This is a genomic window from Nocardia sp. IBHARD005 (assembly GCF_052814245.1).
In genome coordinates, this window is the sequence record NZ_CP199935.1 from 107,368 (window position 1) to 124,907 (window position 17,540).

A 17,540-nucleotide genomic window follows, 5' to 3' on the forward strand; every position below is an offset into this window, starting at 1 on the left:
ACGCGAACCGCCGCGCACAGTGCTAGCTTGACATCTGAGTTCGGGAGGAGCGGGCGCGGTTCGAACCGCGCCCGAGGGGGTAGGCATGTTGTTCAGACCGCGTCGTCTCGCGGCGCTCATCGCCCTCGTATGCCTGGTCGGCACCGCGTGTGGGAACGAAACAGGCGTTGATATCGGCGAGTATTCCGCGCAACCCACTCAGGGCGACTTCGACGACGGACCGAGCCTGGGCCGTGGCATCCTCGTCGAGTCGCTGCGTCTGGGCGAGCGGATCGTGTCGGCCGACCGCATCGATCCCGAGCTGGCCTCTGGTCGCGGCGGTGGCGTGCAGGTCAGCCACCTCGGCATCGCCGACGACATGCTGTCGGGTGTGCAGCGCGCGGCGCTGCACGAGTTCGAACTGTTCGCGGGGTTCGGCGCCATCGCCGGCAATGATCAGCTCAACAACGACAGCGCCTACAAGTCGCTGAACATCACCGTGCTCGCGTTCGCCGACGAGCCGACCGCGCTGCGGGCCGCCCAGGCGATGGCTGCCGCGGACTTCGGCGCCAACGAGGGCAACGTAGGGTTGCCGCTGCCGGGTTTCCCCGCCGCGCTGAGTCATTGGCGTCCCGGCGTGCCGACTATCGGTAGCTGGCTGGTCTGGAAGAACCACGTCATCCGGCTCTTCGCCAAGATCGTCGAACCCAACGAAGCCGCGCTGGTCGACCTGGCGCAGCGGGTCTACACCGCACAGCTGACCGAGTTCGACGGCTTCACCCCGACCCCGATCGCGGACCTGCCGAATCTGAAGCTCGATCCGAACCGGCTACTGCCGCGGCTCGTGTCGACCGGTTACCAGTTGCCCGACAGCATGGAGTTCGCGGTCTACCCCCCGCGGGCCTTCGCGCTGATGGTCGGCAGACCTGGTCCGCGCTCCGCGGCGTTTCGCGCGCTCGGTGTCAGCGCGATCGCGGTCTCGCACAATAAGTTCCTGTACAAGATGGACGGTGCGGAGAAGACGCCTGCCATGCTCGACTACCTGCGCGACGACGTGCTCGGTGACCGGTACGTCGCGATGGGCGGTGTTCCCGGCCTGCCCGTCGTGCGGTGCGTGCGTGCGCTGCGCCCCGACACGGCCTCGGTCGAGGCGATCCGCTTCGAATGTCATGTGCCGCACGGCGACACCATCGCGGTCGTGCGCAGCAATCAGGAATCCGACGTCCGGCAGCTGGCCGCCGCGCAATACCAGGTGATGGGGGGTTCGCAGTGACGAGCATGGAGCCGTTGACCACCGACGACCCCGACCGGCTCGGTCGGTACCAGATGCTCGCGGTGATCGGCCGCGGCGGGATGGGGCAGGTGCTGCTCGGTCGCGCGCCCGACGGTCGCCTGATCGCGGTCAAGCAGATCCATCGGAACCTGACCGGCAGCCCGGAATTCCGCGCTCGATTCCATCGGGAAGTCGTCGCCTCCCAGCAGGTCACCGGCGCCTACACTGCCGGCGTGGTCGATGCCGATGCCGATGCCGAGAGTCCGTGGCTGGCTTCGGAGTACATCGCGGGTCCGTCCCTGCAGGAAGCGGTCGCACGGGACGGCGCATTCACGCCGGGCGCGCTGAAGCTGCTGCTCACCGGCTTGGCGATGGCGCTGCTGGAGATCCATCGCACCGGCCTGGTGCATCGAGATCTCAAACCGAGCAATGTGCTGCTCACCAACGACGGTCCCCGCGTGATCGATTTCGGCATCGCCCGTGCGATGGAAGACGACGTGGCGCTCACCGCCACCGGCGCCGTGATCGGCTCGCCCGCGTACATGTCGCCGGAGCAGGCCGAATGCCAACCGCTCACCGCGGCGAGCGACGTGTTCTCGCTCGGGGTCATCCTGGCCATGGCCGCGACCGGCGCCAGCCCGTTCCAGGGTACGTCGACACCGCAGATCCTCTACAACGTCCTCTACACCACACCCGACACCGGCGGGGTGCCCGAACCGTTCCGCGCCATCGTCGACGCCTGTCTGGCTAAAGATCCGGCCCAGCGCCCGACCCCGGATCAGTTGCTCGAGGCGGCCGGGCGGATCACGGTCGAACCGGTCTGGTCCTCGCGGGTGCGTAAGCGGATCTCGGAATACACCGAGGAAGCGATCTCCTGGGCCGACGGCACCGCTCGCACGGTCCCGGTCGTGCCCGCCGACTCGGTGTCGCGACGGTTCACTCCCGCGCGCATCGCGACAGTGGTCGGCGCGGTCGCGGCGCTCGTGCTGACCGCGGCCTTCGCATGGGGGACCGGGATGGAAGGCGAGGCCGTACCGATGGCCGACCCGCCGTTGGCCCTGACCCCCGCGGAGGCCAGGCTGCTCGATCCATGCGCGTTGCTCGCTCCGGACGTCATCGGCGACCTGGGGAAGCACTCGGGGGCCGTCACCGTCGACACCTTCGGTTGTGCAACGGGGCTGGTCGAATCCAGTGGCCGCGCGGTGCGTGTCGACCTCAACTTCGCTCTCAGCGCGAGCGACAAGCCACCGACCGGGACGGCTATCGGCTGGATGCCTGTGCTCGGCGACCGGAACGAAGCCAGACTCTGCGGCAGGTATGTGGTCACCCAGAGCGGCACGCCGTTGACGATCGCGCTGAACGCCTCGGCGGACAAGGGCGATACGTGTCCGGTCGCCGAGCGGGTGCTGGCCGCGGTGGTCCGCAGACTCTCGGTGAATCCGCCGCTGAAGCAGCTGTCCGCCGATTCGGTCTTCCGCGTCGAACCCTGTGGGTTGCTCGACCGGCGGGTGAACCTGGCCGCCGTGGGTGATCCCGCCAAGCTGGACACCTCCACCGCGCATGCCTGCACCGTGTCCGGCCGCGACTGGTACATGAACTTCGGCTTCTACGAGAAGACGAGACCGGACCAGATCGGTGGAAAGGTCAAGGCCACCAAACAGATCGCGAACCGCACGGTTTACGTCGAAGACCTCGGGTGGCGTTGCTACCTCACCGTCATGATGCGCCCGACAGTCGCGGCTAAGGCCGAAGTGCTCTCCATCGACCTGCACTTCTGGGGTACCGCCAAACGCGACGGCGCCTGCGGTCGCGCGATCCCGCTTCTCGAGTCCGTTCTAGCGAAGCTGCCGCCATCATGATCTTCGAACCGATGCCATCGGCAGACCCCCAGAGAATCGGTCGCTACCGGCTGCTGGCCGAGATGCCTTCCGCCGAACCGACTTTCCGCGCATACCTCGGTGCGGGCCCGGATGACGAGCTTTACCTGATCCGGCGGATACAGACCGGAACCGCCGTCGACGCGCGCTTTCGAATCCGACTGCGGCACAGCGCTGTCGCGGCCGCACGAGTGGATCATCCCGCCGTCTCGAAGGTGTTCGATTTCGACACCGACAACGAATCACCCTGGCTTGCCAGTGCATTCGAGCCCGGTATCCGGCTCGACCATGTGATAGCCGCGCACGGGCCGATGCCGGTGCCAGTGGTCCGGCAGTTGGCCTCGCTGCTCACCCGTGCACTGGCCGCCGTGCACGGCGCCGGTTGGATTCATCGTGCGGTGCGTCCCGACGCGGTCTGGCTGACGCGCGATGGTCTGCGGCTCAGCGATCTCGGGCTCACCCCATCCACCGACGTGTCGGCGATCACCGCTTCGGAGCGGGTGTCGGGTCCGCCCGACTACCTGGCTCCCGAACAGGCCATCGGCACCGATCCCACGGCCGCCGCCGATGTTTTCGCGCTCGGTTCGGTCATCGCGTTCGCCGCCTCGGGGCGCGCATTGTTCACCGCACCGTCGGTGCCGTACACGCTGTTCAACATCGCGCAGCGCGATCCCGCGTTGGACGCGGTGCCCATGGAACTGCGGGAGCTGATCTGGGGTTGCGTCCGCAAATCACCCGCGGAACGGCCGACGCCGGGCCAGATCTTGCAGTACCTGGGGTCGGTTGGCGGCCCGAGCTGGCCCGCGCCGGTACTCGCGGGGATCGAGGAGAACCGGCGGCAGGCAGCCGAACTTCTTGCCGCCGCACCGACGGGAGATCAGCTCGGGCGTATTCCGCGCTCGAAGCGACTCATCGGCACCGCTGCAAGCGCTGTGGCCGTCATGCGTCGTCGCTGGGACGGCATGAGCCGACAGCGACGCCGTTGGACCGGTCTGGCCGCCGTCGTCGGCGTCGTTGTCGCGGTGAGTGGTGTCGCGGTGCTCGCCGCCAATGATTCCGCGCAGCGACCAGGTACCGGCCTGAGCATCGCCGAACTGCGCACCGTCGACTCGTGTGCCTGGTTGGACCAGATCATCGACGGGCCGATCTCGGTGCAGCCGAGCGCGATACCCGAGGCCGAATGGCAACTCACCCCGATCGCGGACTGGGGCTGCGTGGCAGGCGCGCGCACGTCGTATTCGATCTTCCTCCATCTCGGTTCGCAGATCGCCGCACCAGGCACCACGTTCTTCTCCGACACCGAAGTCGACGGCATACCGATCCTGCGCGGCGGCAAGTTCAGCTGTGCTCGCTCGATCGCGAGTCGGGACGACCCAGCCAACGGCATCTCGGTGTCGGTCAGCGAGCCGTCGACGGACAAGATCGATGGCACCACCAAGGTGTGCGGTCCGGCGTCCGACGAACTCGTCGGCAAGCTCGCCCGCACGCTCGGCTCGGCGCCCCGGTTGCCGGGCGATCACTCGAAGTCGGTAGCGGTGCTCGAGGCTTGCGGGCTGTTCGACCGTGAGTCGGTCGAGCAGGCGATCGGGCCGCTACCCGCGAAGCCGACAGTCGACGACGCGCACACGTGCAAATGGGACGGGCGTGTCCCGATCACTGTCGAGATGCAACGTCGAGTCGATACGGCCAAGCAGAAGCGGGAAACGCTCGATGGTGTGGAAATGGTGATCACCGGTCGCTGCGCGCGCGGCTACCTGTACCCCGGCGCCGACCGCGAGATGATCGAGGTCACCGTCGAGGCCTCCAGCGATAGTCCGGCGGAGTACTGCGGGTTGGCGGGCACGGCACTTCGACAGCTGGTCGATCGGTTGCCGGTACGCTGAGAACGGCGCGATGTCGCGACGATGCGGGAGGTGGGCGATGCACCAGCTCGGCGTAGCGGTAGTCGGATACGGCCTGGCCGGGTCGGTGTTCCACGCCCCGCTCATCGCCGCCGATCCGCGAATGCGGGTGGCCGCGGTGGTGACCTCGTCGCCGGAGCGGGCCGCGCAGGCCCGCGCCGAGCATCCCGGGGTGCGGGTGTGGGGGTCGGCGCAGGAGCTGTTCGTCGAGGACGAGGATGAGTGCTGTTGCCCGCGCCGTCGAAACCCTGCGCATCCTCGAATGCGCCCGCCACGTGGCAGAGCCCGCCGAATCCTGAGCCCCGCGCCACGACCGTCGGCGAACGAACAGGTCAGCCGATCGGTGGCGCCCCCAGATCCAGATGGGGTCCGACAGCACCGTCGAGCGTGTCCATGCAGAGCGCCAGTACATCGTCGCCGCTGATCCGTTGGTGCAACAGCCATTCGATGGCGACCTCCCGCACGAACGCGATCCATCCCGCCAGCGCGGCGCCCGCCAGATCTCTGGCCCGCCCTGTCGCGCCGCAGGCGGCGAGAATCCGTGTGCAGATAGCGGTGAGGTCGTCCGAAACGGGTCCGCGCACAGCGGGATCGGTCGAGATCGCGCTGCGGTTTGCGATGTATACCAGCGCCGCGTGCCGGGAGTAGAAGTCCAGGTGGGCCCGCAACGAGTGCTCCACCAACTCGCGCACCGGGCGCTCGCCGTCCATCCGGGCGGTTTCGAGCAGTTCGTCGTGCGCGCGTTTCCAGATGGCGCCGAAGAAGTCGCCCTTGGTCGGGAAATAGTGATACATCAACGCCCGGGATACGTCGGCGCTCGCGGCGACATCGTCGAGCGTCACCGCGTCGAACGGGGTTTCCTGGAACAACCGTACCCCGACGTCCATCAGCTCGTTCCGTCGTTCTTCCGGAGACAGTCGACGACGTGGCGGCACAGAGCCGATCGTAAGCCCTTGACCGGCGTGATCGGGCAGGCCTACCATGAGGTCAGTTATTAGACTGAAGTTTAATAAGAGGTGGCACGATGCGAAAAGCACTGCAGATCTGGCTCGTAGTCTTCGGTGTGGGCAGCACCTTGATCGCGCTATCGCACCTGTTCTGGGGTACCGCGACCATCATCGGTGGCGGCGAGGTGAACGCCACGATCGATTCCGATCTGCGCTTCTACTCCGTGCTGTTCGCCGCGTTCGGTATCGCCTACATCTGGTGTGCGAAAGACGTGGAAACCAAGGCGATTCCGATCAATCTCCTCGGCGCCATCTTCTTCATCGGTGGTTTCGCCCGCTTCCTGTCCATCGCCGCCGAAGGCCTGCCGCACGCGTTCTACATCGTGATGATCCCGGTCGAACTGATCGTCCCGGTCGTCAATTACTACTGGATCAAGGCGGTGCAGAACGAAAAAGAGGCGGTCGGTACCTGAAATACCGGCCGCCCCTTCAGGGTTTGTCTCAGAGTTTGCGCGAGCGCAGCTCGTGGCCCTTGGAGGTCTTGCAGCGCCCCGATTCCAGGTCCCACTGCCAGCCGTGCAGGTTGCAGGTGAGGTTATTGCCTTCCACCACACCGAATTTGGAGAGGTCGGCCTTGAGGTGGGGGCAGCGGCGCTGGACTTCCCAGCCGTCGAGTTCGGTGACGGCGGAGTCGTCGTGTGCCTCGGAGAACCAGCCGTCGGCGTAGGCGATCCGCTCGTCGGTGAGGCACTTGAAGAAGGTGTAGAGGAACTCGTTGTAGCCGCCGATGCGCCAGGCCTGGAAGCGGGTGGACAGGAAGATCGTGTTCACCCAGTCCGGCTCGTTGTCGCGCAGCACGGTGCGCACCAGTTCCGGGGCGATCCGGAAGCCGTAGCGGTAGCGGCCTTCGCCTTCCAGCGGCGCGCGCACGGTGCGGTGCGGGAAGTCCAAGACGATGGTCTCCGCGCCGACCACCAGGCCCACCGGGTAGCCGATGCCGTCGCTGATCAGCGCGCTCTGCTTCATGATCGGTTCGAACAGCTCGCGCAACGGCTCGAGCAGCGAACCCTCGCCGGTCTCCCACGACGCCTTCTCCGCGGCCAGCACCGGCGCGAAACGCTGCGCCATCTCCGCGATGTAGGCGGCCTTGTCGCCGTAGATCCGATCCGGGTCGAACGGGTGCGTGAGGTCGAGCGCCTTGCCACGCACATCGGCGACCGAACCGGGGATCATCAGGATCCCGCCTTCGTTGCCATGAATGGTCATCTGGTCGAGGAACACGATCTGATCAGGGAAGATGTTGCCTTCGTCGCCGCGATCGTCGTTGAGGTAGCGCAGCTCGGAGTCGAGGAACACCGGCGGACCGGCCGAGGGCACCACCCAGGTCGCGCCGACCTGCTCGATGTAGGAGCGGGCGCGATCCATCCCGCGCTGACGCTTCTGCTTGCCGAAGTTGGCCTTGGTCCGCGCCGGGATGTCGTACACCGCCGGGTACCAGATCGCGCCCGAGTACTGCAACAGGTGGATGTCGATATCGCCGAACGCGTCGTGGATGACGTCCATATCCACCGGTCGGGCGTCGTTCATGTTGAAGCAGGTGGTCTCACCGTCGGAGATGAGAATGCCGGAGTCACCGATCGGACCGTCGGCGGGCGCGCGCAACGCCACGATCATGATGTCGACGGACCCCTTCGGCCCGGTGATCGTGTGCTTGACCGAGTCCTCGGTCTCGAAGAACTTGGTGAACCCCAGCGCCTCCAGCTCACGGCGCAGGTCGAGCACCGGGTAGTCGGGCAGCAGGATCGTGGCGTCCTTGTTGACGTACTTCGCCAGGTGCGCGGCGTCGAAGTGATCGCGGTGCAGGTGCGAGACGTACAGGTAGTCGACATCGCCGAGAGCCTCCCAGTCGAGCTGAGAGTTGTCCGGGAACGGGAACCACGACGCGAAGTACGCGGGGTTGACCCACGGATCGCACAGGATCGTCCCGGCCTCGGTTCGGATATGGAAGCCGGCATGTCCGACGCTGGTGATCTGCACGAGCTGTTTCCTCCTACCAGGATCTGATTCGCCGGATCAATGGCGAGCTACCGCCTCGGGCCCCCTGACTGCTTCGGCGTACCAGCCAACCAGGGTAGTGGCTAAATCGTTACGTCACCGATGCAATAGCCCTCAGCGGTCGCGACAACCGTGAAAGTGCGCGTCCGCGTGCCCCCCGGTGAGGTGGCCACAGGGACGTGAACTGCCAGGTAGTCGCCACGAACCTGGTCGGATCGTAGCTCGTCGCCGGTGTAGGAGGTGACATTGCCTACTTTGCCCGAGTCGCCTGTCAAGGGGGCTGCTACCGGGTTGCCGGTGCCCTCGGGATCCCAGTTGGCGGGCGAGGCCTTGCAGGTCAGTGGATGGTCTGCTTCGATATCGGCCGCGTTGAGGGGTTTGCCGGTGGCGCGGGCGAGGTAGCGGCGGACGGTGTGGCGCGCGTCGGCGTCGTCGTAACCGGGCTCGACGCCCGCCGCGGACACCCGTCCGCAGGCATATCCGGACGCGACGGACTCACGGTCGACGCTGACGGTGGTGGTTCGGCTACGCCAGGTCACCGTGTCGGCGGTCGCGGTGCCCGGTTCGGCGAGGGCGGCCAGCACCGACTGCGGGTCGGCGTACATCTCGGCGACGGTGCCCGGCGGGATGGTCCAGCAGCTGTCCTGGAGTTCTTCGATCGTGCCGGTGTGCAGGTCGGCGGCCCAGCGGCGCACGGCGGCGACGGCGTCGTCGTGATCCGCGACCGCGCCGACCTGTGGCGCGTCGGCGGGGAGCGGGCTGCTCGGCGCCGGTTCGCCGGGTGCGATGGCCTGGGTCGCCGTAGTTGTCGGCGTGGTGGTGGTGGTCGGCGCGGTGGTGGTTGCCTCGACCGGATCTCCCGGGATGCCCGACACCGAGTCACACCCGGTGATCAGGGCCGCAGTGACGGTGAGTCCGGCGACCAGCGCGGAGGCGCGGCGCGGACGAGCAGCGGCGATCGGGGGCAACTGGGCGCGTTCCACTTCGACGTTCCTCAATTCCTAGGTCGTGGCACCCGCGTGCGATGCGGGCGGTGACTGTCGGGGCGAGCGGACTCGCCGGGTGTAGACCGGTGTGCGCGAAGCGGATTGGCTGCGCGGGCCAACGCCGCGATTCTACGGTGACCGCGCCCACCGAGCGCACCCCTGCCGATGGGGAGATCTACGACTACGCTTGCGTACTTGTGGAACCCCTCTACTTCTCGATCATCGGCGTGGCCCGAACCCTGTTCTTCCTCGAAGGTCTGAAGTTCACCGTCAAGGGCGCGGAGAACATCCCCGCCACCGGCGGTGCTGTGCTGGCGGTCAACCACACCGGCTACATGGACTTCACCTACGCGGGTCTGCCCGTTCGCACCCCTCGTCGCTACATCAGGTTCATGGCCAAGCAGGAGGTGTTCGACAACAACATCTCCGGCCCGATCATGCGCACCCTCAAGCACATCCCGGTCGACCGCACCGCGGGCGCCGACTCCTACCAATCGGCGGTGCAGTACCTGCGCGACGGCGAGCTCGTCGGCGTCTACCCCGAGGCCACGATCAGCCGCAGCTTCGAGATCAAGGAATTCAAGTCCGGCGCGGCCCGCATGGCGCTGGAAGCCGGCGTCCCGATCATCCCGATCACCATCTGGGGCGCTCAGCGCGTCTGGACCAAGGGCTTCCCCAAGCGGCTCGGCCGCACCAACACACCCATCTCCATCGCCGTCGGCACCCCCATCCAGCCCTACGAGCCCGCCGCCGACCTCACCGCACAGCTCCGCTCCACCATGCAGGAAATGCTGGCCGACCTCCAGGAATCCTACGAACACGAGCCCGGCGCCTACTGGGTCCCGAAACGACTCGGTGGCGGTGCCCCGACCCTCGAAGAGGCAACCGCCCTCGACGACGCCGAAGCCGCCGAACGCCTTGCGCGTAAGTCAGCGAAAGGCCAGACCCCGGAATCCTGACCTAGGGCGTCGGGGTTTGGATGCTTGCCAGCTGAGTCGAGATCCTTGACCGCCCGCCGTCACCGATCTCGCCGAAGCCGACGCCCGCACCTTCATGATCGCCGCAGGCGTGCCGCCCGCCTTCGTGGCAGGCTCACTGACCGGCCAAGCCTTCATCCGCGACGGCCACAACGAACTGAGCACCGACGACATCGCACACGTCCTCGGCAGCCCACCCCACAGCTACGCCACCCTGGGCCGCCGCCCACCGCGCCGCCTTCGCCCCCGTCGTCGCAGGCGGCACGTCAGGGCCGAGCAGACCGGGCGGGTCCGGTGCGTGGCGGCGCACCGGACCCCTCGGCTCAGTTCATGGTGAGCACCCACGACCCGTTGCAACCCCTGCGGTTGTTCATGGTGCCGTCGTAGACCCAGTTGAACCTGATCGGCGGGTTCGTCCGCACATTCCAATTCCCGGACGGCGAGGTCACCACCTTGCCGTTGCGCATCAGCACGCCGACCTGATCGTGGTTGAACTTCCACTTCCCGCCGCTGGTCGGGTAGTTCAACCGAACCGTCACCCGCCCGCCCGTGTGGTTCTGCACCACCAGGCAGGACCTCGGCTCGGCGCGGTTGACCGCATACTCCGCGAACCCCTCGTCCTCGACGTTCTCCCCACTGTCGGTGTACTCCACCGGGTCGGTGAAGTCGGCGTGCGCGGGCCCGGCCCCCAACACGGTCAGCGCCGTCACCGCAACGCCCGCCGCGATCATCCCCAGAGTCTTCATGCTGTTTTCTCCCCATGATTCCCGCAGCTGTCGCTGCCCTACGAAAAACTTTCCCCCGCAACGAATCCCCCCGCAGAACGGGCGGTCAACTCGCGGTGAAGATCCACGACCCGTTGCAGCTCCCGCCGCGCGTAGCACCGGCATCGAAGACCCACGAGTTCTGCACAGGTGGGTACACATGCAGCTGCCAGTGTCCGCTCGGCGAGGTCACCGGGTAGTCGCCCCAGTCGAGCCAACCGACCTCTTCCGGGGCGACCTCCCAGTGGCCGTACCCGGTGGGGTAGTCCATCCGGACGGTGAGGATATCGCCTATGTGGTTCTGCACGATCAGGCACGACTGCGGGTAGTCGGTAGCCGAGTAGTTGTCGGCGAAATTGTCGGTGCCGACGAAGTCATCGGCCTGTGCTGACCCGGCGCCGACGACTGACAGCGCCACCGCCACGAGGGACGTGGCGAGTAGTGCGGAGACTTTCATGGCGATCCTCCCGTTGTTGGGAAAACCCTCCCGCACAATGTCTTTCGATAGCTTGTCGCGCGCTTAACGAGCCCCGTCGGCACCGGATCGCACAGCTGCCCTGGCCGGTGTGTGAGCCCGGATTTCGTAGTTCGGGAGTTTCACGCTAAAGTTCGTACTCGCACGACGAAGTCACCGGCGGTTGCCGGAACGGCTTCGGAAGGCACGCGGATGTGGCGCAGTGGTAGCGCATCACCTTGCCAAGGTGAGGGTCGCGAGTTCGAATCTCGTCATCCGCTCAACGAAAAGCCCGGCCATCGTGCCGGGCTTTTCTTATTGCCGGCGCCGTTCGAGGCGTTCTTTGCTCAGCGGCGGCAGGAACTCGCCGATCAGGGTTCGGCGCCACCAGATCCGCTCGCGGAACAGTTCGGCGGGCGTACTGAAGTGGTACTCGTACAGCCGGGCGCGCAGGTAGTGCGGCGGTGCGTCGGGGAACGGGCAGTGCCGCAGCAGGCGCAGGGTGTCGGGGTCGTTGTCGAGCAGCCGGATCACCAGCGGCAGTGCCCACGATCGCGCGTAGGCGGGGGACAGGGCGGCGAACCACATCAGCCAGTCCAGCCGCAGGTGATAGGGCGCCCACTGGCGTGGGCGGTACCGGGGGTCGCCCGGTTTGCCCTTGAACTCGTATTCGCGCCACACCGTGTCCGGCTCGAGGTGCGTGGCGTCGGTGCCCTCCAGCACGATCTCCTCGCGGACCCGTGTGATACTTCCGAACGCACCATAGGCGTTGACCAGGTGCAACGGGTCGAACGAGGCGTTCATCGCCTGCCGCGTGGAGAGCAGGTTGCGCGCAGGCCAGTAGCTCAGCACGATGACCATCGCGACGTAAGCGAGCACCGCGCCGATGAACCATCGGGGCGGCTCGGCCACCGGCGGCGCGTTCGGCAGCACCGGGTACGCGCTGACGGCGGTCGTCGCCAGTAACAGGGTTACCCAGTTCAGCCAGGCGAAATTGCCCGAGAGCACCAGCCACAGCTGCGTGACGATGATGATGCCCGCCGCGACGCTCGCCACCGGCTGTGGCGCGAACAGCCCGAACGGCACGATCAGCTGTGCGACATGATTGGCGGCGACCTCCACCCGGTGCAACGGCCGGGGCAGATGGTGGAACAACCAGCTCAGCGGGCCGGGCATCGGCTGGGTCTCGTGGTGGTAGTACAGGCAGGTCAGGTCACGCCAGCACCGATCGCCGCGCATCTTGATCAGCCCGGCCCCGAACTCCACCCGGAACAGCAGCCAGCGCGCGGCCAGCAGCACCAGCAGCGGCGGCGCGACGGTGTCGTTGCCGAGGAAGATCGCCAGAAATCCCGCCTCGAGCAGCAGCGATTCCCAGCCGAAGGAGTACCACGTCTGCCCGACATTGACGATCGACAGATACAACACCCACAGCACCAACCACAGCAGCATCGACGCCCACAGCGGCGCCAGATCCGCGGCCCCCAGCGCGATGGCCACCGCCAGTGCCGCCCCCGACCAGGCCAGGACGGCGTAGAACCGATCGGAGTAGTGCAGGTGGAACAGGCTCGGTGACCGGCGGAACGGGGTCCGGGCCAGGTAGCGCGGCACGGGCAGCATCCCCCGCTCGCCGAGCAGCGCGCGGAATTGCCGCGCCGCCGCCAGGAACGCGAGGGCGTACAGCACTGCCAGACCACGCTGGAAGATCAGCCTGCCCTGCCAGTACTCCGGTGCCGTGAACCACTCCATGCGTGTCTCCCGGTGGTCGACGTCCCGCAACGAGGGAGTACCCGCGATCGGTCCGACGAAAATCTAGGGCGGCTCCAGCCCGGTGCCGCCGAGTAACGCGCCACGCAGGTCGGCCTCGTCCCAGTGCCCGGCGATCCCGGGCCGCACCCGCAGGTACTCGACGACGCGATTCAGATCCCAGCCGTGTGATTCGGCTAGCCCGGCAGCGATCATCGTCAGATAGCGAGCCGAGGGACGTTGCAGGGCAACGGTTTCCGGATCCCACGGTGAGGTGAAGGTGAGGACGGGAATCCCGTCGTGCGTGCCCGCGTGCACGACCGTCTCGTACCGTCCCGGCCCGAGCCGCACCGAACCGTCGGCGAGGACCGGCGCCGGATCGAAGTCGGTCGCCGGTGTTCGATACATCTCCTGAGCCAGCAGATCACCGAACTGACCGACGGTCAGCAGATACCCCCGCGCCGCCGCACCGGTCGGCCAGCCCGCCGCCGGACGCGCGGCATAGAACCCGACCCCACCCGTCCAGACCGGGCTCCGCCAGGCGAAATACAGGGTCCCCGGCAGGGTGAGCGCGGCGATGGCGACCGGTGCGGCCTGGTTACGGAACCCCGGATAGGTGTGGTCGGTTCCGGGCGGGGTGCCGCCTTCGCGGTAATAGGCGAACCGCCGCGCGTGCATATTGGAGCCGTACGCGGCGTACCAGACGTGCTGAGCTGTGGTCACGGGCTCACCTCGGGTGGGTCACGGTTCCATGAGCGAAGGAAACGAATCCGCTCCTGCTGTCGATTCTTCCTTCGAATGGGGTCGGACATCGAGCAAGACCCTGAACTACGGCGACACCATCATCGTCCGCGGCGCCGCCTGCACCTGCACCGAACAGGGCGTCCGCTGCGACGTCGGCGGTCACGGTTTCTTCATCTCGGCAGACCGGCAAACCCTGTTCTGATCCCGCCGCTATCGGTCGGGCCTACTGCGCGGTCGACTCGAACCGGCGCAGCCGCAGGCTGTTGCTCACCACGAAGACCGAACTGAACGCCATGGCGGCGCCGGCGAGCATCGGGTTGAGCAGGCCCGCCATGGCCAGCGGGATGGCGGCCACGTTGTAGGCGAAGGCCCAGAACAGGTTGCCCTTGATCGTGGCCAGGGTGCGCCGCGACAGGCGGATCGCGTCGGCGGCGGCGCGGAGGTCGCCGCGGACGAGGGTGAGGTCGCTGGCCTCGATGGCCACGTCGGTGCCGGTGCCCATGGACAGGCCGAGGTCGGCCTGGGCCAGGGCGGCCGCGTCGTTGACGCCGTCACCGACCATGGCGACGACCTTGCCCTGCGCCTGCAGCCGCTTGACGGTGTCGACCTTGTCCTGCGGCAGCACCTCGGCGATGACTTCGTCGATGCCGACCTCGTCGCCGATGGTGCGGGCCGCGCGGGCATTGTCACCGGTGAGCAGGATCGGGGTCAGACCGAGCTCACGGAACTGGGCGATGGCCTGCGCCGAGGTGGGTTTCACCGCGTCGGCGACCACGAGCACGCCGCGCGCCTTGCCGTCCCAGCCGATGGCCACCGCGGTCTTGCCCGCCGATTCCGCTTCCGCCATAGCGGTTTCCAGCTTCTCGGGCAGCGGCTGTGACCAGTCGGCCAGCAGTCGCGCCCGGCCGACGATCACCGCGTGCCCGTCGACCACACCCTGCACGCCGAGGCCCTCGACATTCGCGAAACCCTCCACCGGCGGCAGTGTGCCGGACTTGTCCCGCGCACCCTTGGCGATCGCCTGCGCGATCGGATGCTCCGACGAATCCTCCAGCGCACCAGCCAGTTCCAGCACCTGCGTGTCCAGTTCACCCTCGGCGGGGATCACCTCGAGCAGGGTCATCTTGCCGGTGGTGACGGTGCCGGTCTTGTCCAGCACGATGGTGTCGACCTTGCGGGTCGACTCCAGCACCTCGGGGCCCTTGATCAGGATGCCGAGCTGCGCGCCGCGTCCGGTGCCGACCATCAGCGCGGTGGGGGTGGCCAGGCCGAGGGCGCACGGGCAGGCGATGATCAGCACCGCGACGCCCGCGGTGAAGGCCGCGGCGATGGAACCGCCTGTGCCGAGCCAGAATCCGAGCGTGGCGACAGCGAGTGCGATGACGATCGGGACGAAGATGCCGGAGATCTTGTCGGCCAGCCGCTGCGCCTGCGCCTTGCCGGTCTGCGCGTCTTCGACCAGCTGTGCCATCTGGGCGAGCTGGGTGTCGGCGCCGATCCTGGTGGCGCGCACCACGAGTCGGCCGCCGACGTTCACGGTGGCACCGGTGACCGCGTCGTCGACGCCGACCTCCACCGGCACCGACTCACCGGTGAGCATGGACGCGTCGACCGCCGACGTGCCTTCGGTGATCACACCGTCGGTGGCGATCTTCTCGCCCGGCCGCACGATGAACTCGTCACCGACAACCAGCTGCTCCACCGGAATTCGGGTCTCGACTCCGTCGCGGACCACCGCGACTTCCTTGGCGCCCAGCTCGAGCAGCGCCCGCAATGCCGCGCCTGCCCGTCGCTTCGACCGTGCCTCGAAATACCGCCCGGCCAGGATGAACGTGGTCACGCCCGCCGCGGCTTCGAGGTAGATGCTGCCCGTGCCGTCCATCCGCGCGATGGTGAATTCGAACGGGTGCTTCATCCCCGGTGTGCCCGCCGTGCCCCAGAACAGCGCGAACAGCGACCACCCGAATGCGGCGAGGGTGCCCATCGACACCAGCGTGTCCATGGTGGCCGTGCCGTGCTTCAGGTTCGTCCACGCCGCCTTGTGGAACGGCAGCGCCCCCCAGATCACCACCGGTGCCGCGAGGGTCAGCGAGAGCCACTGCCAGTTGGTGAACTGCAGCGCCGGCATCATCGCCATCGCGATCACCGGAACGGTGAGCACCAGCGAGACCAGCAGACGGGTGCGCAGCGAGGCCGTGGGGTCGGCCTCGGCGGGAGCGTCCTCGGCAGGCTCGGCCTGCTTCGGCGCGGGCAGTGCCGCGGTGTAGCCGGCCTGCTCGACGGTGGCGATCAGTTCCTCGGGGGAGACGTCACCGGTGAAGTCGACGCGCGCCTTCTCGGTGGCGTAGTTGACCGTGGCGGTGACCCCGTCGAGCTTGTTGAGCTTCTTCTCGATCCGGTTCGCGCAGGATGCGCAGGTCATGCCACCGATCACCAGTTCTACCTGGCCAGTGCCCGGTGGGTGTGTCACGGTGGTCATGGGGTGCTCCTTCGTTCCTGATATCAATTCTTGCTGAGAGGTTGCGGGTGGGCCAGGCGGGTCCGGCAGTGATCCGATTCCCGGGTGGCCGCGCGGTTGGGGTTGTCGGGCGGCCGGTCCCTGATGGCCCGGCTGATGGTCGGCGCTGGGTGTGGTCAGTGGCCGTGGCCGGGTGTGCCGTGGTCGGCCGGTGCGCTGGTCGGGGCGGGGTTACTCACGCCGGTGGCGGTCGGCGTGGCGACCCGCACGGTGAACTCGGCCGTGCGCACCACGCCCTGGTGCTGGAAGTCGAGGAACAGGCGGTAGTCGCCCGCGCTCGGCGCGGTCACCACGAAGTCGATGCCAGGCCCGGCGGGCGTCACCCCGTCGCCGGGTGAGCCTTCGGGGTGAACGTGCAGGTAGGCGAGGTCGGCGGCCCGGAGTGCGACCAGGTGACCGTAGGCGCCGAGGTAGGGCTGAAGGTCGGTGACCGGAGTGCCGTTGCGGCTGACCGAGAGTGTCACCTTCGACGCCGTACCCGGGGTGACCGTGCCGTTCAGCGCGACCGTGTACTCGCCGACCTGCGCGGTGGCGGCCGGGGCGGGCAGTGCCTGCACGTCGTAGTTGCCCGCGACACGCAGATCCGCTCCGAGCGTCAGGTTCGACCCGCCCGCCGGGGTGAAGTCGGCGAAGACCCGGTAGTCACCGGCCCGGCTCAGATTCAGCGGGACGGTCCAGGTTCCGGCCGGATCCAGCACCGGATGCACGTGCTGGAACCCGGCCATATCGCGCCGCACCACGATCAGGTGCAGATCCTTGTCGTGGCTGGCCTGGTATTTCGTGACCGGGGCGCCGGTGGCGTCCAGGATGCGGAAGGCAATCTGCGATGGCGCCGCGGTGGTGGTGTTCGTCTCGTCCAGCGCCAGTGTGTAGCCCTGATCGGTGACCAGGAGGCCGCCGGGCAGATCGGCGGACGGTGCCGCCGCGGTCGAGTGCTCGCCGTGCCCGGCCGGTTCGGAAGGTTCCGGACCGACCAGGGCGCCCGCGGCCAGAGCGATCCCGAAGACCGCCGCGAGGCCGAGGGTGAATCCGGCGAACTTGCCTGTTGCGTTCATCGCCGTTGCTCCGATCCGGTTCAGTCTGCGAGGTGGAAGCCGGCCGCGGTGACGGCGTCGGCGAGGGCGGTGCGTTCGGGTGTGGTCCCCGCGACGGCCACCGTGCCCGCGGCCAGGTCGACATCGACTCCGGTGACGCCGGGCAGGGCGCCGACCTTGTCGCGGACCTTGTTGACGCAGCAGCCGCAGGTCATGCCGTTGACGGTGACAGTGGTGGTGCTCATGGAACTCTCCTCGTTTCGCGCTTGATCCTTACCATACCCCCCT

At 67.6% G+C, this 17,540-nt stretch carries 18 protein-coding genes and 1 tRNA gene; 9 read left to right on the forward strand and 10 right to left on the reverse strand.

The annotated features are described in order from the left end of the window. The first annotated feature begins 85 nt into the window (after positions 1 to 85). Genes ACTWPB_RS00500 through ACTWPB_RS00515 form a run of 4 tightly spaced genes read left to right on the forward strand, consistent with a single transcriptional unit; the run spans position 86 to position 5,454 of the window. Complete coding sequence (locus tag ACTWPB_RS00500) at positions 86 to 1,252, forward strand: DUF7373 family lipoprotein (RefSeq protein ID WP_446223793.1); 1,167 nt, start codon at positions 86 to 88, stop codon at positions 1,250 to 1,252. Between the two features lie 5 nt (positions 1,253 to 1,257). Further along, a complete protein-coding gene (locus ACTWPB_RS00505; protein WP_446226543.1) occupies positions 1,258 to 3,111 on the forward strand; it encodes a serine/threonine-protein kinase in 1,854 nt (617 codons plus the stop codon). Next, positions 3,108 to 5,012 (forward strand): protein kinase domain-containing protein, encoded by a 1,905-nt coding sequence (locus ACTWPB_RS00510; protein ID WP_446223794.1) that lies wholly within the window; start codon positions 3,108 to 3,110, stop codon positions 5,010 to 5,012. The genes ACTWPB_RS00505 and ACTWPB_RS00510 overlap by 4 nt, the downstream gene beginning before the upstream one ends. 37 nt (positions 5,013 to 5,049) lie before the next feature. Beyond that, a complete protein-coding gene (locus tag ACTWPB_RS00515) occupies positions 5,050 to 5,454 on the forward strand; it encodes a Gfo/Idh/MocA family oxidoreductase (RefSeq protein WP_446223795.1) in 405 nt (134 codons plus the stop codon). Here the strand turns inward: ACTWPB_RS00515 and ACTWPB_RS00520 are convergent. Then, on the reverse strand, positions 5,363 to 5,917 hold the full coding sequence (locus ACTWPB_RS00520) for a TetR/AcrR family transcriptional regulator (RefSeq protein WP_446223796.1): 555 nt from the start codon (positions 5,915 to 5,917) through the stop codon (positions 5,363 to 5,365). The two genes, ACTWPB_RS00515 and ACTWPB_RS00520, sit on opposite strands and share 92 nt — an antisense overlap. A gap of 137 nt (positions 5,918 to 6,054) precedes the next feature. Between ACTWPB_RS00520 and ACTWPB_RS00525 the strand changes: the two genes are divergently transcribed. Then, complete coding sequence (locus ACTWPB_RS00525) at positions 6,055 to 6,450, forward strand: DUF4345 domain-containing protein (protein WP_446223797.1); 396 nt, start codon at positions 6,055 to 6,057, stop codon at positions 6,448 to 6,450. Positions 6,451 to 6,478: 28 nt separating this feature from the next. Here ACTWPB_RS00525 and ACTWPB_RS00530 read toward each other — a convergent pair whose 3' ends face one another. Together ACTWPB_RS00530 and ACTWPB_RS00535 are read right to left on the reverse strand one after the other, a co-directional pair. Continuing rightward, complete coding sequence (locus ACTWPB_RS00530) at positions 6,479 to 8,014, reverse strand: Rieske 2Fe-2S domain-containing protein (RefSeq protein WP_446223798.1); 1,536 nt, start codon at positions 8,012 to 8,014, stop codon at positions 6,479 to 6,481. Positions 8,015 to 8,115: 101 nt separating this feature from the next. Continuing rightward, complete coding sequence (locus tag ACTWPB_RS00535) at positions 8,116 to 9,015, reverse strand: hypothetical protein (protein WP_446223799.1); 900 nt, start codon at positions 9,013 to 9,015, stop codon at positions 8,116 to 8,118. Between the two features lie 200 nt (positions 9,016 to 9,215). Here ACTWPB_RS00535 and ACTWPB_RS00540 point away from each other — a divergent pair, with 200 nt between their 5' ends. Together ACTWPB_RS00540 and ACTWPB_RS00545 are read left to right on the forward strand one after the other, a co-directional pair. Then, a complete protein-coding gene (locus ACTWPB_RS00540; RefSeq protein ID WP_446226544.1) occupies positions 9,216 to 9,977 on the forward strand; it encodes a lysophospholipid acyltransferase family protein in 762 nt (253 codons plus the stop codon). A gap of 94 nt (positions 9,978 to 10,071) precedes the next feature. After that, positions 10,072 to 10,332 carry a hypothetical protein gene (locus tag ACTWPB_RS00545; protein WP_446223800.1) on the forward strand — a complete coding sequence of 87 codons (261 nt, stop codon included), beginning with the start codon at positions 10,072 to 10,074 and terminating at the stop codon, positions 10,330 to 10,332. Here the strand turns inward: ACTWPB_RS00545 and ACTWPB_RS00550 are convergent. Then, positions 10,319 to 10,741: a hypothetical protein gene (locus ACTWPB_RS00550; protein ID WP_446223801.1), complete on the reverse strand. Its 423-nt coding sequence runs from the start codon at positions 10,739 to 10,741 to the stop codon at positions 10,319 to 10,321. The two genes, ACTWPB_RS00545 and ACTWPB_RS00550, sit on opposite strands and share 14 nt — an antisense overlap. 85 nt (positions 10,742 to 10,826) lie before the next feature. Next, positions 10,827 to 11,216 (reverse strand): hypothetical protein, encoded by a 390-nt coding sequence (locus ACTWPB_RS00555; protein WP_446223802.1) that lies wholly within the window; start codon positions 11,214 to 11,216, stop codon positions 10,827 to 10,829. A 206-nt stretch (positions 11,217 to 11,422) separates the two neighbouring features. On the opposite strand from ACTWPB_RS00555, the gene ACTWPB_RS00560 reads away from it, so the two are divergent. Next, positions 11,423 to 11,494, forward strand: a tRNA-Gly gene (locus ACTWPB_RS00560). Between the two features lie 34 nt (positions 11,495 to 11,528). On the opposite strand, the gene ACTWPB_RS00565 is transcribed toward ACTWPB_RS00560, so the two are convergent. Together ACTWPB_RS00565 and ACTWPB_RS00570 are read right to left on the reverse strand one after the other, a co-directional pair. After that, on the reverse strand, positions 11,529 to 12,959 hold the full coding sequence (locus tag ACTWPB_RS00565; protein WP_446223803.1) for a lipase maturation factor family protein: 1,431 nt from the start codon (positions 12,957 to 12,959) through the stop codon (positions 11,529 to 11,531). Between the two features lie 63 nt (positions 12,960 to 13,022). Continuing rightward, positions 13,023 to 13,679: a histone deacetylase gene (locus ACTWPB_RS00570; protein WP_446223804.1), complete on the reverse strand. Its 657-nt coding sequence runs from the start codon at positions 13,677 to 13,679 to the stop codon at positions 13,023 to 13,025. Between the two features lie 28 nt (positions 13,680 to 13,707). Between ACTWPB_RS00570 and ACTWPB_RS00575 the strand changes: the two genes are divergently transcribed. Then, positions 13,708 to 13,902, forward strand: coding sequence for a DUF6636 domain-containing protein (locus ACTWPB_RS00575; protein ID WP_446223805.1), 195 nt, complete (start codon positions 13,708 to 13,710; stop codon positions 13,900 to 13,902). Between the two features lie 21 nt (positions 13,903 to 13,923). Here the strand turns inward: ACTWPB_RS00575 and ACTWPB_RS00580 are convergent, their stop codons facing one another. From ACTWPB_RS00580 to ACTWPB_RS00590, 3 genes are all read right to left on the reverse strand, one after another. Continuing rightward, a complete protein-coding gene (locus ACTWPB_RS00580; protein WP_446223806.1) occupies positions 13,924 to 16,179 on the reverse strand; it encodes a heavy metal translocating P-type ATPase in 2,256 nt (751 codons plus the stop codon). A gap of 155 nt (positions 16,180 to 16,334) precedes the next feature. Next, positions 16,335 to 17,273 carry a hypothetical protein gene (locus ACTWPB_RS00585; RefSeq protein ID WP_446223807.1) on the reverse strand — a complete coding sequence of 313 codons (939 nt, stop codon included), beginning with the start codon at positions 17,271 to 17,273 and terminating at the stop codon, positions 16,335 to 16,337. 20 nt (positions 17,274 to 17,293) lie between these two features. Beyond that, on the reverse strand, positions 17,294 to 17,497 hold the full coding sequence (locus ACTWPB_RS00590) for a heavy-metal-associated domain-containing protein (RefSeq protein ID WP_446223808.1): 204 nt from the start codon (positions 17,495 to 17,497) through the stop codon (positions 17,294 to 17,296). Positions 17,498 to 17,540 lie beyond the last annotated feature (43 nt).

Bases quoted from the DNA above. Each gene is read 5' to 3' on its own strand.
- ACTWPB_RS00500 (WP_446223793.1), top strand. From the start codon at position 86: ATGTTGTTCAGACCGCGTCGTCTCGCGGCGCTCATCGCCCTCGTATGC.
- ACTWPB_RS00505 (WP_446226543.1), top strand. From the start codon at position 1,258: ATGGAGCCGTTGACCACCGACGACCCCGACCGGCTCGGTCGGTACCAG.
- ACTWPB_RS00510 (WP_446223794.1), top strand. From the start codon at position 3,108: ATGATCTTCGAACCGATGCCATCGGCAGACCCCCAGAGAATCGGTCGC.
- ACTWPB_RS00515 (WP_446223795.1), top strand. From the start codon at position 5,050: ATGCACCAGCTCGGCGTAGCGGTAGTCGGATACGGCCTGGCCGGGTCG.
- ACTWPB_RS00520 (WP_446223796.1), bottom strand. From the start codon at position 5,917: ATGGACGTCGGGGTACGGTTGTTCCAGGAAACCCCGTTCGACGCGGTG.
- ACTWPB_RS00525 (WP_446223797.1), top strand. From the start codon at position 6,055: ATGCGAAAAGCACTGCAGATCTGGCTCGTAGTCTTCGGTGTGGGCAGC.
- ACTWPB_RS00545 (WP_446223800.1), top strand. From the start codon at position 10,072: ATGATCGCCGCAGGCGTGCCGCCCGCCTTCGTGGCAGGCTCACTGACC.
- ACTWPB_RS00550 (WP_446223801.1), bottom strand. From the start codon at position 10,741: ATGAAGACTCTGGGGATGATCGCGGCGGGCGTTGCGGTGACGGCGCTG.
- ACTWPB_RS00555 (WP_446223802.1), bottom strand. From the start codon at position 11,216: ATGAAAGTCTCCGCACTACTCGCCACGTCCCTCGTGGCGGTGGCGCTG.
- ACTWPB_RS00565 (WP_446223803.1), bottom strand. From the start codon at position 12,959: ATGGAGTGGTTCACGGCACCGGAGTACTGGCAGGGCAGGCTGATCTTC.
- ACTWPB_RS00575 (WP_446223805.1), top strand. From the start codon at position 13,708: ATGAGCGAAGGAAACGAATCCGCTCCTGCTGTCGATTCTTCCTTCGAA.
- ACTWPB_RS00580 (WP_446223806.1), bottom strand. From the start codon at position 16,179: ATGACCACCGTGACACACCCACCGGGCACTGGCCAGGTAGAACTGGTG.
- ACTWPB_RS00585 (WP_446223807.1), bottom strand. From the start codon at position 17,273: ATGAACGCAACAGGCAAGTTCGCCGGATTCACCCTCGGCCTCGCGGCG.
- ACTWPB_RS00590 (WP_446223808.1), bottom strand. From the start codon at position 17,497: ATGAGCACCACCACTGTCACCGTCAACGGCATGACCTGCGGCTGCTGC.